Source organism: Mangrovibacterium sp. (assembly GCF_059905295.1).
In genome coordinates this window covers 1-17,008 of the sequence record NZ_JBZQJF010000163.1, presented here as the reverse complement: position 1 = coordinate 17,008, position 17,008 = coordinate 1, and the positions used below count along the sequence as shown (strand labels likewise).

Genomic DNA, 17,008 nt, shown 5'->3' with positions numbered 1-17,008 from the left:
GTCTTCTCATTACTTTCTTTCCCCCAATTATTCCAACCTTCAGGTTTGATCTGTTTATCCAACCGGCAGTTCAGGTACACGACATTGGAATACGGGCGCCATGGACGGCCCAGGTAGAAGGTATTCGCATCAGCATTACCGGTAATGTTACAATTCAGAAATACAAAACCATATTTATTTGTTTCTTTCGTGGACGCTGCCGTCACATAACCGGCTGTTTTGCAAAACAGTTCACAATTATCGAACACTGCAATAGACCAGCCAAAAATGAAATCAACAGTTCCTTCAATATAGCAATTTTTGTAATACTGCCGACTTCGGTCACCCTGAGGATAGAGGGTGTCCTGATTTCCCAGAAACCGGCAATTGTTGAAGATGATCTTATCGCCGGTTATACGAACTGCTACAGCCTGCCCAACCGGACCGGCGGTATTTTCGAAAGTGATATTCTCGGCTTTAAAATCATCAGCAAAGATGAAGAAACCGGAAGAACCAGTTGTTCCTTTTTCCTCTCCGAAAACATTCTTCTTTTGGGCGTAATCATCGTAAGTGATGATGGTTTTCATTTTATCTTCACCAATGAAAGTTACCTTCCGTTTACTCACCGGTAACACTAATTTCTCCTTGTATGTACCGTTTTTAATGAAAATGACCGTTTCATTTTTCCGAAAATCAGGAACAGCATTAATTGCTTCCTGAATGGTTTTAAAGTCACCTTCGCCGGATTGATCAACAATAAAATCAGCATTCGAAGCTTGCCCTTTGGCAAAAAAACAAGCCATTAATGCAAATAAAATTAACTGTAGCTTTTTCATAGTAGGGATATATTCTCTTTATTTTTCAATTCTTCTTATTCGTTTTCAACTAATTCGTTTAAATAAACCTCCAGGTTTGTATACTTTCCCGACAACTTGTATGCTGAACCATCAGCAGCATCGCCCGAGTTTAATCCTTTTTTTACCTCCCATGCATCCGGCATTCCATCGCCATCCGAATCTTTGGGTGCCGGTTTTGACTTCAATTCAGGATAACCGCCAACATCGGTTTGCGAATCGATAATTCCTGGCAAATTCCCTTTGGATCCGCGGTAAGTTGCAGTTCCGTTTTTAACTTCTTTCACGATTCGCTGATCAACAATGTCGCGCACGAAACTATCGCCACTCTTGTTCAATACGGAAACGAAAGCATTTTCGGCAGTCTCCTGCTTGATCGGGCAAAACGGAAACGGCTGATCAGACTTTACCTCTCCCAACACGGCCCCTTCATCCAGATCAACACCTCCATTCCAGTTATCCTTTGTTACCTGTTTATTACCGTACATGTAGTTATCGGCAATGTAAAATCTACCAAAAGGCAGATCCTCTTGAGCACGGAAAACATTGAAAATACGATGAGCAATTTTCGCAGGCGTTGCTGGTCCAGGTTTGTAATAGTTAGCCACCATATTTTGTTCCGCCTTTTCGCCGGCATAGGTACTGTTTACATACCAGTTATAGATGACATTATTGCGAAAATCGACTAAATCGGTCCAGGGCACATTGTAACGCGAACCGTTGAATCGAGGATTTCGGCTTGAATTGTGGGCAAACAGGTTATGGTGAAAGCTCACCTGCTCGCCACCCCATATGCCGCCATATCCGTGATCTCCTTTATGGTGGACTGAACTATTCAAAGCTTCGGAAATGATACACCACTGAACCGTAGCCTGGTGCATTTCGTAAAGCGAAGCACATTCGTCGGTTGCCCAGCTAAAACTGCAATGATCGATCAAAATATTTTTCTGCTTTCGAATTGTCATTGCATCTCCTTCGACCTTATTTTCATCCCCTAACCGGAAGCGCATGTAACGGACAATGGCATTACTGGCATCAATGACAACCGGGTAGCCGCCAACGCAAATTCCGTCTCCCGGAGCTGTTTGTCCGGCCAAGGTAAAATCGCCGGAATGGACCCGTAGCTCCGATTTCAGAAAAATAGTTCCGGAAACATCGAATACAATCGTTCGCGGTCCTTTTGCATCAAGTGCAGCACGCAGACTCCCATCGCCCGAATCATTCAGGTTAGTCACGGCAATTACTTTTCCTCCACGTCCTCCGGTGGTAAATTTTCCGTAGCCTTCCGCTCCCGGAAAAGCAATTTGTTTGTCCGTTGATTTTTCAGGAATCCAATTTGCAGCCTGTGTTGCACTACCGAGCAACAAAATTACAATCGCTGCACAAAGACGATACAAAATCTGATTCATTTTATTGTTTGTTAGTTGACGGTAAAGGTACGCTTACCACACAAAGTCAGGGGGCGTCATTTTGATACAACAAGGGGGATAAAATGACAAAGACGCTAAAAGCCAAAGAGCTAACAGCGTCCTTGCATCAGGACCAGCGAAACTTCAATTTCGAGTCTATTTATCCTTCAAAACCCGGTCCAGAAACTTTTCAATGTATATGACAGTCTCGTCATACCAAGGTCTAACTAACCAAAAAGCATGGTATCTTGTATTGAAAGTGTGTCTCTCGTTGTAAATCCCCCAGTAGTTCATCATTGCAGTCAACTCATTCATTCCGGCTGTGAAACGTGGATGCGGACTGGTCAGAAAAAGTACAGGTGGCATCTTCTCATTGGCCCAGAAAATCGGTGATGCTTCCTTCCAGCGATCCGGACGTTGGTAAAAATCACCTTCCAACCAACGAACATCATAAGAGTCCGGCTTTCGCTCACTATTCAACGACCAGGGAGCCATAAAGTCAATCACACCATCCATATCAACGACAGCCTGTATCGAAGTTGAAAAACCTTCGTTCCCCTGATTTCCTTCAAATTTTTCCACATCCCCGGTAAAACCGACCAGTGAGGCAATCTGACCTCCGGAAGAAGACCCTCCGATGGCAATTTTGTCGGGATCGATATTGAGTTTTTCAGCATTAGCCCGCAAATAGCGAATAGCTGACTTAACGTTATAAATCGCAGCCGGATAAGTTGCCTCAAGCACCAACTGATATTCAACCGTTATAGCCACATAACCTTTCGACGCCAGATAAGCCGCAATAGGGGCCTGATTATCTTTACTTCCGGTTACCCAAGCCCCACCATGTACCAAAACAACAGCGGGATATTTACCTGCCTTCTTTGGACTGAAGATATCCATATGCAAATCACGTTTGCCAAAACGGGTTTTCTCTAAAGTAGTGTAAACAACATCATGCGCAACATTCACATTATCGCCAACAACAACTTTCGCCGGCTCTACATACGGATAAGTTTTTTTAAACTTCTGCCAGGTACTATAAATCGTAAAACTGGTATCGCGTGGAATTGCAGGATTCCAGGTTTGCGCCTGCACTCCGGGTAACAAGATCGACAGAAAAAATAGTGTGATTAAGATTTTATTCATAATTCCAACTTTAGTTTTTGGGAGTAGTCATTTTTTATTCACCAATCAAAACTACAAAAGAATAGTCAACAGAACCGTTGACCAAATATCACAATCAAGGGGACGAATTGTCGCTCCTGCTTCAAGATTAGTCAGAAACTTATATTTATGGCTCAAATTAAGGAGCAGAAGGGACATTACATCCAGGCAGGATGCGGAATCTATAAGCAAAGAAAGGACTGCGATTATGTCCGCAGCCCTTTCGGAACCTATAAATTAGTCCATTAATAATTTGGGTTTTGAACCAGGTTTGGATTGTTTGTTATTTGAATGTCAGGGATTGGATAAAGACCTCTCCATCCATCTGTTATCGGATCTTCGACTTGTTGTTTATAGAACCAGGTACTTGTAAAGTAAGTTCCAAAACGGATCATGTCAGCCCGGCGTTTTCCTTCCCAAATCAATTCACATGCTCTTTCTTTATCAATGTCTTGCAAGGTCAAACTTGTTAAAGCAACACAATGGCTTCTTTCGCGAACTTGGTTTACAAGGCTTAATGCGGTAGATGCATCCTGTCCCAGGCGGGTCAGGGCCTCTGCTTTCATTAGCAAGACGTTCGAATAACGGTCTACGACATAGTCATTATCCGCATTATAGCTTGTAAAAGTGGCACCGACCGGTGAATACTTCAACACTTTATACCCCTCATTGTCTGCAATTGCCATACGGGTGGGTTCAACCAATGTGATTAAATCCAATTGAACACCTTTCGAATCGACAAGCGGAGTCACACCATCCAAATAGAATTGGGGACCATATTCCAACAATTTCAGCCGGTCATCCCCTGCTTCATAACGTTTCAAGGCTGTATCATCAAAACAATAACCATTTGCAGGGCCGAAGCCTAACCCATATTTTTCCTGGTCGAGGGCGGGCTGAGCATACAAGATAAACTGGTTACCACCCACTCCTTTGGCTGGGTCAACCGAAATAGCCGTGATCACTTCCGAATTATTTTCATTAGTCGATAAGAAACAATCTCCAACACTAGGCTGCAACGAATAGGCGCCTGTGTTAATAACATTGTCGCACATTGTAACGCAATCGCTATAATGCTCGGTTCCCGAATAAACTTCGGCATTCAAATAGACTTCAGCCAAAGCTGTATAGACCGATTCTTTTGTCAACCGAGGGTAATAAGAGTCTCTATCAACCGATGTAACCGATGGTAGATCGGCGGCAGCGGCAGTAAATTCGTCAACGACAAATTGATAAACTTCTTCACGCGAATTTGTGCTGGGCAGATTGGTTGCTTCAACTCTTGCATCGGTAAAAATTGGCACATTACCCCAGAAATCCATGGCACGCATATACCCAAAAGCTCTCAGAGCCCGAACTTCTGCAATCATAGCCTTTAAGTCATCAGCATTAGGTGACGATTCCAAACTTGCCAAAACAGCGTTTGCAGCACCAATTTCCTTAAAAATAGTATTCCATGCGGTAACCATTCGCCCGTTGCTTGAAGTACAATTGTGAGTCATTACCTCATCAACACCCTGATCATACCAGCCGCCACTTGCTTTACCCGGGCAGAAAAATTCATCAGTTCCGTATTCGGTGAAACGCCAGCCATCGCCACCGGCTGAATGTAAATTGCCGAGAAGGCTATATACCCCAACCACCGAAGAAAGGGCCTCAGTTTCATTCTGATAATATGTTGTTGGCGAAAGTTTGCCATAAGTAACTTCATCCAGATCTGTGCATGAAGCATAAAACAAGCTTACACAAGTTAAAGCTATTAATATTTTGTATGTTTTCATTTTCAATTATTATTTAGAATGACACATTAATTCCAAGCGTAAATGTTCTTGCTTTGGGATAACTCAAATAATCGATGCCCAGAGGTGCAGTTCCTGTACTTGATATTTCCGAGTTTACTTCTGGATCAAGCCCGGAATAGCCTGTCAAGCAGAACAGGTTCTGCCCGGATACATAAACTTTTGCATTTGACAGGAATGTATTCGTTGTATTGAAATCATAACCTAAGGTCAGGTTATCCAACCGTAGAAATGAGCCATCTTCGATAAACCGCGACGAATATACTTTTGCCTGGCTACGATTTACGCCACTTGTGACCGCTTCCTTAAATACATTACGCCCCGGCAAATTGCTCAGGTAGGCCTGATTGTTTCGCGTACCATTGTAGATGTCGTTGCCTACAGTTCCATGGAAGTTCATGGCCAGCGACCAATTCTTGTAACTAAAGTTCGATGCAAAACCGAAGCTTAAATCGGGTTGTGCACAACCAATTACTTCACTGGCACCATCATTGGCGTATTGCTCTAATCCATCGGCATCGAAACCAATAAATTTCTTACCGTAGAAAGTTCCCAAAGGTTGGCCAGGCGTAATCAACTGAGCATAAGTGCCCGACAATCCTTGACCTTGACAAGGAGCGGCCTGCATGTCCTTGCCAACCCATTTGTCGTTCGTCAAACTTAACACCTTGTTGGCGTTGTGGCTAACATTAAAATTAGCAGTCCATTTGAAGTTTCGAGAACGAATCAAATCGGCATTTATACTTAATTCGACTCCTGTATTGCGAACGGCTCCCACATTTGCGATTTGTTTTGAAATATAGGACGGAGAGGGAACGTCAATGGAAAGCAATAGATCAGAAGTCTTTTTGTAGTACCAGTCTAAGCTCCCCTGAACACGTCCTTTAAAAATTCCAAAGTCGAGACCTAAATCTGTCTGAGCAGTTTCTTCCCATTTCAAATCCGGATTAGCATACTGCGATGGCATTACAATGGTGATTTTTGAACCGCCTACGATATAACCGCTACTGCTCGCACTTAGCGTACTTAATGAATTGTAGTTTCCAATTTCCTGACTACCGGTTACACCATAACTGGCGCGGAATTTCAGATCGGACACAAAATTGCTTCTGTAGAATTTTTCCTTGGAAATTCGCCATGAAAAAGCAGCTGACGGGAAGAGCCCCCATTTGTGAGCACTACCAAACCGGCTCGAACCATCGCGACGAAGAGTGGCTGTAAACAAGTATCGGTCGTCATAGTTATAATTTGCACGGCCATACATGGAGATCAATTTATTCTCTTCAGCATAGCTTGTCGGAATTCCGATCGATGTTGCTGCCTGTATGCTGTACCATTTAAATACGTCGGAAAGGAAACCGGAAGCACTTTGATTAAAGCCCTCGTTGTAGAAGTATTGGTATGAATAACCGGCCATTGCATTAATCCCGTGTTTCCCAAACTTCTGATTATACTTCAGGATCGTTTCAAGCAATTTATTATAATCACCTAATTTCTGCATATTTACATACCCATTATTGCCGTTTCCAAGCAGATTGCTTTTTGAGATGTAGGAATTACGGTCGAGCTGGTTGACGTTATATCCGCCACTGACCTGGAATGTAAGCGGTTCAAGGAAATTATACGAAGCGCTGATGTTTCCGAGAAACTTGGTACTTTTCCGTTCGTCGAGCAGGTCGGTGGTGTACGAAACCGGGTTGACACGATAAGGCGGCACATTGTAATAATCCCCGTTTTCATCATAAATCGGATATGTTGGGTTGAACACATAAGCTTCATAAAGAATACTACTTCCCATTTCACTGCCTACCGTATTTGACACGGGAGCCTGATTGGTTGTTTGCTGGCCATAACTCATGTTCACGTCGAATTTCAATTTACCGTCAAGCTCTGAGTGGGTCAGATTAATTCGGCTGTTAAAATTCTTCGCGCCGGAACTTTTTATAATACCTTGCTGGTCACTGTAACCTACCGATACGCGGTAGTTGCTTTTTTCAACGCCACCTGTCAATGAAAGGAAATTACTTGTGGTCATAGCTGTACGTTCAATACGGTCTTGCCAATTAGCATTATCGCCTTTATCATCCAGCGTTAACCCAAGTTCATTAACAATCGCCCGATATTCGTCACCGGTCAATACATCAAGCTTTTTTGAAGCATTTGAGAACCCAGTGTTGAACGCGTAATTAAGTTGCATTCGGCCCGCTTTACCCTTTTTGGTGGTTATCATGATAACGCCATTGGCACCACGTGAACCGTAAATCGCAGTAGCTGAAGCATCCTTCAAAATGTTGATTGATTCTATATCATTCGGGTTAATACTCGACAACGGGTCTACTGGTTCCTCATCGAAATAGTCATATGTACTGCTCAATTTGGAAGAGCTCACTCCTGCAGAAGTTGAAATTGGAACACCATCAATAACATAAAGAGGCTCGTTGGAAGCGGAGATTGATGTACCACCTCGAACACGGATCGTGTTGGTACCTCCGGGCTTACCCGAATTTTGGCTGATGCTAACACCGGAAATCGATCCTTTCATAATCGCCTGCGGAGTTAATCCTGCCCCAACCTGAAATTTATCACTGTTTATTGAGGAAACGGATCCTGTTAGGTCGCTCTTTTTCATGGTCCCGTAACCGATGGCAACAACTTCTTCCAAGCCAATTGCTGATTCTTTCATCGTAACATCGATTCGAGATTGTCCTGCAACCGGAATTTCCTGCGATTCCATTCCTACGAAAGAAAACACCAAGATAGCATCAGCCGGAATATTAGCCAGATTATAATTTCCATCAAAGTCGGTAACTGTACCGGTTGAAGTTCCTTTAACAAGAACCGTTACGCCTGGAAGAAGCTCCCCTTTATCGCTGGTTATTTTCCCGGTTACTTTAATTTCTTTTTGTTGGTTTTGGGTTGCCGTTTTTTCTGAAACAACGATAAAACGATTAACTAATTCATATTTCAGATTTTGCCCGTCAACCACCTGATCCATGATATCATTAATCGAGGAATTTTCGACAATCACTGAAATTGGTCGGTTTACATCAAATACTTGATTGTCATACATAAACGAGTAATCAGTCTGTCGTTCAATTTCTTCGATAACATCTTTCACTCGACCTTGCTGGATGTTCAGATTTAGGCGGGTGTTTTGAGCGTTCGTCTCGGCCACAGAACTCATCAGACCGACAAACAAACATAAGACAAGTGTCAATTTCATAATTAACAACATTTTGCACCAAGAGGACATACTCGAAGCATATCCTCCGGCATTCGATTTTTTTTTCATAAGTTTGTGATACATTTTGTGCATCCTGCAAACTCAATGGGTTGGCGCTTATCGATTTGCAGTGATGCGATTAAACAAAAGTCATTTTAGAAGGTTTGCTGCCAATGCAGCAGGCCTTTTTGTTTTTCAAATCATCTTTTTTCTATGTCATTTGCATCATTTTGATAATTCAACATTTTCACCGTCAATTTTATATTTTATGGATGTTAAGTGTCCAATTGTAGTTAATAGTTGAGGAAGGCTTTCTGTTTTTACCTTGAAACTTAAACGCTCATTGACATTCAAGTCATCAGCATAATGGAAGCGTACACCGTACCAACGCTCTAAATATTTTAGAACTTCTTTAAATGGTTTATTTTCAATAACCAACTCGTCAGTACTCCATGAGACGATCATATCGAGATTTTCATGATTTACATTGAGTTTATTGGTCTGGTTGTTTAGACTAGCGACCTCTCCGGGAACCATTTTTGTGAGTAGCTTATCTTTATTAAAAAATCCGACACTTCCCTCCAAAAGGGCTACTTCTGTATTTTCATCTTCCGGATAATGTTTGAAATTGAATTTTGTACCGTACACTTCCACTTTCACATCGCCGGAACGGAGGCTAAATACCTTATGGGGATTTTTGGTAACTTTGAAAAGTGCTTCTCCGTCCAAGATCACATTGCGTTCTTTATTAAAAGTCGTTTCGTATTTTAAACTTGAGTTTCCATTCAGTAATACAACGGTGTGATCCGGTAAAACAACACGGGTTTTATGTCCATAAGGCGAATAAACTTCAGCATATTGGGGTTTAGAAAATGCATTCTGAAAATACCAGCTACTTAGCACTCCAATTGAGAATAAGAGTATTGCGGCTGCAACGCGAAGAAAAACCGGATTAATCGCTCTCAATTTTCCTTTCTTTTCAATCCGATTTTCAATTTTAGTCCAAGCTGTAAGCTGATCAGGAGTAAACTCGCCGGGTAATTTACCTGAAATATGGTAAGTTAGACTAATCTCTTCCCATAACTTTCTGTTTTGATCAGAATCGTCAATCCACTGCTTTAATTCTTTTTCGAGTGCCTCAGAAGGATTACTCAGTGCAATTTGTATTTTTTCCCATGGGATAGAATTATCCATAACTGGCTGTCTTTACTTATAAGTAACAGCATTCATGAATAACCCCTAAAAGAACGGAAATTTTTTTAGTGAAAAATTTCAAGAATGAATAACAGGAATATTTTATCACGGTGAGGCTCGAGGTAGGCACGCAACTTTCTTAACGCTATAGTCATTTGACCTTCAACTGTTTTAACTGACACGCCGAGTTGCTCAGCAATCTGTTTATTACTCAAATCATCGACTTTACGAAGCAAAAAAATCTTACGACATCTTTCAGGCAATTGTGCGATAGCGTCGTCCAAAAGCTGACGAAACTCGTCAACACCTGAAAATTGATCCAACTTGATTTCTTCAATAAATTGTTCATCTTGTGTCAATGGTTCAAACCATGAAGCGTGATTTTTTTGTGAGCGCAGTACGTTCAGACTTTTGAACTTTGAGGCACCATACAAATAGGCTTTCACTGAAGACTGGACCTGAATTTTGTGTTTATTTTCCCAGAAATACACAAAAATATCTTGTACAACCTCCTCAGCAAGCATTTCATCTTTCAGATAAATATTAACAAAGTTGCATAGGTCTTTGTAATACTTATCAAAAAAATAGCGAAAAGCTCGTTTATCACCGTTCACCATACGGCTGACTATAAAAAGTTCATCGGTATTTCGGTTTCCTGTCAACGATTAATCCAATTTAACATGTCTCGAAGATATCAGATTAACACAATTACACCAACAAAGGAGGGCAACCATCGTCATAGTCACCCTCCACAATTTTCACCTATTCTTCTGATCTAACTGTTATTTCTTATGTTGATCCAAATCTTTCTGCATCTCTACTGCAGCCATGATAAATGGGCCAACACCTTTCGGGTCGTTATCACGAATTTCTGTCGATGTATAATATTCAAATGAGCCGTCACGGTAAGGATTTCCGCCCAAGCCGGCAACAGCACAACATTGAGTCAACGAAATTTTACCATCATCCTCTTTTTTAATAAAGTGTTTCAACAAGCCTTCAAATCCCTTTTTGGCAGCTTTCATATAGGAATCGTCAACATAGCCCATGCGATTTGCTTTGGCAAAAGCATATACAAACATTGATGAACATGTTGATTCCAGGTAGTTACCGTCTCTTCCGGGTTCATCCATTACTTGCCACCAAACGCCTGATTTGGGATCCTGGGCTTTCAGGATAGCCGCGTATACAGTCTTCAATACATTAATAAATTCAGCACGTTTAGGGTGATCAGCCGGAATAAAATCCAGGATATCAACCATTGCCATAGCATACCAACCTTCAGCTCGTCCCCATACGTGTTGGGAAAGTCCGGTTATTGAGTCGGCCCATGCTTGTTTTTTGCTTTCATCCCAACCGTGGAAGTTCAAACCGGTAACGCTGTCATGCGTGTGCTTTTGAACCGTAAAAACCTGGTGCATGGCATCATCAATTGCTTCAGGCTTATTGAAAACTTTTCCGTATTGTGCATGAAAAGGATCGGCCATGTACACACCATCCAACCACATTTGATTCGTGTAAACTTTTTTGTGCCAGTAACCACCGTCGGAAGTTCGAGGTTGGTGTTCCAACTGCACATTCAGTGTGTCCATTGCCTTTTTAAAGCGCTCATCGCCGGTTCTTTTGTAAATTTCGAAAAGGATCTTACCCGAATTAACCAAATCCAGGTTGTATTTACTCATTTTATACGTATCGATGGTGCCGTCCTCTTTGATCATTTTATCGGCATAAGCAAAACCATAGTCGTAGTATTTTTGATCCCCGGTTTCGTCGGCAAGACGTTGTAAAGCCAAAGTAACCAAGCCTTGCGTATAACTCCATTTTGGTTTTGGTGACCAATCCAGCATCGAGGCATCAGGGAAACGAGCCATATCGGAGTCTGCCATTTTAATACCCCACTCAATCGGACTGGTTTTATCCTGCTTGCCCGACTGGCTACAAGATGTGGCAACGACAGAAAATATTGCCAGAATCGAGAATAATAAAGATTTGAATGCGTTCATCAGTTATAGCTTAAATATTAAAAATTCGCTTGTCTTCAGAATACAAAAATAGCAGAGCGACAGTTCCCACACTCCCTATATTTTGTTTGTTTTAGGGGGATAAATTATCGCATCGGAATGAAAAGCAAACAATATGAGCTATTTACATACCAAATACAATCCAGCATGCAACACAGAACGCAGGCAATTAAATCTCAGTTGGTAATTATCGGCTTATTTCAAATTGATAGTCTCCTGATCCAACTTCAACGACAACATAGCCGTCTTCCTGACCAATAAGACTTACATCGCGATGGAAACGAATTGCTTTTCCATCTTCTTTCACCTTGTCGGCAGACGAAGCCGGCAAATAAACTTTCGCCGTTGTGTTCACCGGAATGGTAACTTTCAGCAATAGTTGTCCCTGCTCCCATCTCCATTCTGAGGCAACTTTACCGTAATAAGTTATTAAATCCGCTTTCACAAAATTAAGCTTTCGGGTAACAACCGGTTTTATCTGAATCTCTTTGAATCCAGGCACATCCGGATCGGTTTGAATACCGGCAGCAACCCGATACATCCAGTCGCCAATTGCGCCATAAGCATAGTGGTTAAAAGAGTTCATGCCCGGATTTTGAAAAGAACCATCCGGTTTGATTCCATCCCAGCGCTCCCAAATGGTCGTTGCTCCCATCGTTACCGGGTACAACCACGAAGGATAGGATTTTTCGAGCAGTAATTTGTAAGCCAATTCACTCTGACCAAAACGCGACAGGACATGGCACAGGTAGGGTGTTCCCAGAAAGCCTGTGGTCAAATGATCTCCATATTCGTGGATATTGGTCACCAGCCGTTCCACGGCATCGGTCCGCATTGAATCGGGCAACATATCGAATGCCAAAGCCAAAACATAGGCTGTTTGGGTTCCTGACACCATCCTTCCGCTTGGAGTCACATACTCATGTACAAAGGCCTGTTTGACTTTCGTCAGCAGAGAATCAAAATATTGTACTTCATAATCTTTTTCCAACACCTTAGCTGCATTGATGACCAATTGAGTCGAATGTGCATAAAAACACTGGGCAATCAGGTCTTTATCGGTCGAAGCAGCGCGCCCGCTGTTATCGTCATCAGGACGATAGAACAACCAGTCGCCAAATGATTGCTTAGGTCGCCAAAGATTGTGTTTGGCGGTATTTTGGATATACTTTACCCAGCCCTTCATGCTATCGTACTGATTTTCCAACAATACTTTATCACCATAAACGCGGTACATCACCCAGGGCGCTATTGTTGCCACATCGCCCCAGCCAGGGCTACATTCGTCACCCAATATATTAGGAACGACATAAGGAACACTGCCATCTTTAGCCTGATCCAAAGCAACATCCTTTAGCCATTTCGCATAAAAACTGTTTACATTGAAGTTAAAAGCAGCAGTTGGCGCAAAAGCCTGGGCATCACCCGTCCAGCCCAAACGTTCGTCGCGCTGCGGACAGTCGGTCGGAACATCCAGGAAATTCCCCCGTTGACTCCATTGAATATTGTGTTGTAATTGATTTACAAAATCATCGGAACACGAAAAATCGCCGGTTGGCTGCATATCCGAATACAAAGCGTAAGCCGTAAAATTCTCAGGATTCAATTCACCCGGATAACCTTCAACTTTGATATATCGAAATCCCTGGAACGTAAAGCGAGGCTCAAAAACTTCCTCACCACCACCTTTTAAGATATAGGTATTTGTTTGCTTAGCAGTTCGAAGATTCTCCGTGTAGAAATTTCCGTCTTTATCGAGTACTTCAGCATGCTGAATGGTAATTTTATCCCCTGACTTACCGGTAGCTTTTACCTGCACCCATCCCACCAGGTTTTGTCCAAAATCCAGAACAGTTTCGCCACGGGGAGTTTTAATCACTTTGACCGGTTTAAAACTTTCATGCTTACGAACAGGCTCGTTCTCAGTTGACACTAAGGTGATCACCGGGTAATTAGCCAATCGAATTGCCGACCAGTCCACATCGACAAATCCCGGCTTCGACCACCCTTTCTGCTCTAAACGAGCATCATAGGTTTCGCCATCATATATCTCGGATGAAACAATCGGACCTCGGGATGAAAGCCAGCTCCCATCTGAGATAATATTTTCAGTTGTTCCATCCGTGTATATAATTTGCATCTGGAACAGCAAGGCCAGGTCTTTCCCATAATGATCGGGCTTGGGGTTAAAGCCAAGTCTTCCCCTGTACCAACCATTTCCTAAAGTAAGGCCAATGGCATTTTTGCCGTCCTTCAATAAATCGGTAACATCGAATGTTTGATATTGTAACCGTTTGTCATAGCTGGTCCAGCCCGGAGTGAGGTACAGATCCCCCACCCGTTTGCCGTTAATTTCAGCTTCGTACATTCCACGTGCCGTTACAAAAGCCACAGCCAGCTTGACCTGTTTTTGCAAGGCAAATTCTTTTCGTAAAATCGGTGATTGGCGGCTTTCGTTATCTTGCACACCGGGTTGAATCCACTTGGCCACCCAGTTTTGAGGTCCCATTAAACCCATGATCCAATAATTTGGAGTACTCCATTTTGACATCCTGTCATTTTGGTCCCAAACACGAACCTGCCAGTAATATTTATGCCCGGGCTTAAGGGTATTCCCGGTAAACTGAACAAACACAGATTGATCGGAAGGTATTTTTCCGGTACTAAAAATCAAATCAATTCCCTTTTGCAAGGACTCCAGGCTTTCGCTCACCCGAATATCGAAAGCCGACTGTTTCATATTGCGTCTGGAAGACTCCAATGTCCATGACAAACGCGGATACAAAACATCAACCCCTGTAGGGTTAATTTTATTTTCAACATAGAGGCGGGTAACTTCAATTTGCGCATTTACCTGAAGAGTGAATAATACAATAGCAAAAAGAAACAGTAATTTCCTCATAACCGCAAGCATAAGTTATTCGTTTCGTAGGGTTTAGTACTTTCGTTCATCATTGCATAACCAATCCCCGGAATAAACCGAAGATGATTCTGCAACTTTCAAATTGTCTCAAATGTACAAAGGATATTTTCAATTTAAAACCATCCACGAAAAACTTACGACTTACTCCCCAAGAAGAATTCTACAGCAGACGAAACCGAACCTAAAATTCACCATTCTTAAACCTTCGAAAATAATCGGCAGCCGCAACCCGAACCTTTCCCGACAATAAAATAGTACTGATCATGGTTGGGAAGGCCATTAAAGCGAAAGCAAAGTCGAAAAAACTAATAATGACTTTCATTTGCGACATCGCCCCTACAACTATCAAAACCACCACCAGGTAGTGATACCAGTGTTGATACTTTGCACCGGCAACAAAGCTTAAACATTTACTGCCATAATAGGGAAAAGCAAACATCGTTGATAAGGAAAAGAACGTAACGCAAACCACCAAAAGATAAGAACCGAAAGGAATAACATCGTCAAATGCTTCGGCTGTCAGGGTTATCCCATCAGAAGTGCTATGGGTCCATACGCCCGTGATAATAATCGCCAATGCCGTCATGGTACAAACGATAATGGTATCGATAATCGGGCCCAGCATCGCAACCAGACCTTCCCGAATAGGCTCATTGGTTTTGGCTGCTCCATGTGCCATAGGTGCAGTACCCATTCCCGCTTCATTAGAGAAGGCTGCCCGACGAACTCCTGTAATAATGATGGCTCCTAACGAACCGCCTAAAACAGCTTTCCCTGTAAAAGCATCGGCAAAAATCATTTTAAAACTGGGGATGATCATGGAGCTATGCGAAAAAATGATGAAAAGAACAGCTACAATGTAGACAACCACCATAACGGGAACCATTTTCCCGGTTACATTACCAATTCGCTTCACTCCCCCCAAAACAACAATACCGACAATCGTCGCTATGACCAGACCTATAATACCGTCGGTCATTAAGGAACGGTGAATTCCAATTGGTACCAGGAACACATCGCGAACGACCTGAGTCAGCTGGTTTGCCTGAAAAAGCGGTAAAACCCCGAACATGGCCATGATGGAGAAGAAGATTGCCATGGGCTTCCATTTCTGCCCCAGTCCTTCAGTTATAAAGTACATCGGTCCTCCCTGAATTTCGCCGGCACTATCCTTTCCGCGATACATAACAGCCAGCGAACAGGTGAAAAATTTCGTTGAAACACCCAGCAATGCCGAGACCCACATCCAAAACATGGCGCCGGGTCCTCCTGTGGTGATTGCAACAGCCACGCCACTAATATTTCCCATACCAACGGTTCCGGCAAGGGCTGTTGCCAGAGCCTGATAATGTTTAAGCTGACCTGCTTCTTCGGGATCATCGTATTTACCACGAATGATCTGAATAGCATGCCCTATATATTTTACAGGGGCCAATCGCGATACAATGAGGAAATAAAAACCGCCACCTAACAACAGGATTAAAACGGGAGCACCCCATACAAAATCGGATGCCTTTATAATTAATTCTCCAAGTTTTTCGAACATTGCTTTTTCTGTTTCGAGGCAATATAACTATTCTTTTTGTTTAAAAATAGCGATCAACTCTTACTTCATGATGAATTAAATTTGCCTGATCAACCAGGTTGGCAGAAAACTGACGTGCAAAATAAGGTCCCAACAGACATCCCTTAGATCCCAGTCCATTGAAGATCCCCACCTGCTGATAGTCCGGATGCAGGCCAACAACAGGGCGGCGATCATGCGTGGTAGGACGAATGCCTGCCCGATGTCGGGTAAGCTGATAATCTCCTTCAAAAACCTGCTCCAGCTTTCCTGTCAATTCGTTTTGAGCTTCAATAGTCGGTTCTTCATTGATATTATTCCAATCGTAGGTTGCCCCCATCCTGAAATGCCTTTGACCAACTGGCATCAGGAAGAATGCTTTATTCAAGATGAAATCAGCCTGGTACGATGTTGTTTCCAGGTCAAATACTTCGCCTTTGGTATGCTTAAACTGAATTTGCTGAAAGAACGGGTTTTGCGATGCCCGGTGTCCCTCACAAAAAATAATCTTCCGGGCTTCCAAATCACCATAAACCACCCGATCGGGATGCAGCACCATCCGATCATAATCGAAGTTCATTTTGTGAAGCATGTCCTTTTTCTCCAGATAAGCCCGATAACCATTCAGAAAAGCTTCCAGGTCTACGCGACCGGCCGTCTCAACCCAACCGCTGCCATGCTCTAACTTCAGCCCGGGATAGTTGGTATCATCGGGAGCCGGCACCAGATAGCGGGACAAATCATTTTCGGCAACTTTCTTTTTCCAAAAATCACCTTCGCCCAAACCAAGTACTTTGCGAATTTTCAACGGGAAGAAAATTTGACAGCCCAGCAGTTCTTCGAATTCTTCGAAGGTTTGGATCAATTGCGGAAACAGC

Annotated in this window: 11 protein-coding genes; all 11 read right to left on the bottom strand. The window is 42.7% G+C overall.

All coding sequences use genetic code 11. From position 1 onward, the window contains the following. Window positions 1-815: pectinesterase family protein (locus tag AC37HE_RS08925; protein WP_500782483.1), on the bottom strand; the 815-nt coding region annotated here is incomplete at its 3' end. Between the two features lie 35 nt (window positions 816-850). After that, the gene (locus tag AC37HE_RS08920; RefSeq protein WP_500782482.1) at window positions 851-2,242 is read right to left on the bottom strand and encodes a pectate lyase family protein; all 1,392 of its coding nucleotides are present in this window, start codon (window positions 2,240-2,242) and stop codon (window positions 851-853) included. A 156-nt stretch (window positions 2,243-2,398) separates the two neighbouring features. Then, on the bottom strand, window positions 2,399-3,388 hold the full coding sequence (locus AC37HE_RS08915; protein ID WP_500782481.1) for an alpha/beta hydrolase fold domain-containing protein: 990 nt from the start codon (window positions 3,386-3,388) through the stop codon (window positions 2,399-2,401). Between the two features lie 263 nt (window positions 3,389-3,651). Continuing rightward, window positions 3,652-5,187, bottom strand: a complete 1,536-nt coding sequence (locus AC37HE_RS08910) for a RagB/SusD family nutrient uptake outer membrane protein (RefSeq protein WP_500782480.1) — start codon at window positions 5,185-5,187, stop codon at window positions 3,652-3,654. A 13-nt stretch (window positions 5,188-5,200) separates the two neighbouring features. Continuing rightward, window positions 5,201-8,428, bottom strand: a complete 3,228-nt coding sequence (locus AC37HE_RS08905; RefSeq protein ID WP_500782479.1) for a TonB-dependent receptor — start codon at window positions 8,426-8,428, stop codon at window positions 5,201-5,203. Between the two features lie 225 nt (window positions 8,429-8,653). After that, window positions 8,654-9,622, bottom strand: a complete 969-nt coding sequence (locus AC37HE_RS08900; protein ID WP_500782478.1) for a FecR family protein — start codon at window positions 9,620-9,622, stop codon at window positions 8,654-8,656. Between the two features lie 65 nt (window positions 9,623-9,687). Next, window positions 9,688-10,284 (bottom strand): RNA polymerase sigma-70 factor, encoded by a 597-nt coding sequence (locus AC37HE_RS08895; protein ID WP_500782477.1) that lies wholly within the window; start codon window positions 10,282-10,284, stop codon window positions 9,688-9,690. 120 nt (window positions 10,285-10,404) lie between these two features. Continuing rightward, window positions 10,405-11,625, bottom strand: coding sequence for a glycoside hydrolase family 88/105 protein (locus AC37HE_RS08890; RefSeq protein ID WP_500782476.1), 1,221 nt, complete (start codon window positions 11,623-11,625; stop codon window positions 10,405-10,407). Window positions 11,626-11,830: 205 nt separating this feature from the next. After that, window positions 11,831-14,545, bottom strand: a complete 2,715-nt coding sequence (locus AC37HE_RS08885; protein WP_500782475.1) for a family 78 glycoside hydrolase catalytic domain — start codon at window positions 14,543-14,545, stop codon at window positions 11,831-11,833. Window positions 14,546-14,747: 202 nt separating this feature from the next. Continuing rightward, entirely contained in the window at window positions 14,748-16,112 is a 1,365-nt protein-coding gene (locus AC37HE_RS08880) for an alanine/glycine:cation symporter family protein (protein ID WP_500782474.1), read from the bottom strand. Window positions 16,113-16,152: 40 nt separating this feature from the next. Then, window positions 16,153-17,008, bottom strand: an 856-nt coding sequence (locus tag AC37HE_RS08875; RefSeq protein ID WP_500782472.1) for an NAD(P)/FAD-dependent oxidoreductase, incomplete at its 5' end; no start/stop codon positions are given.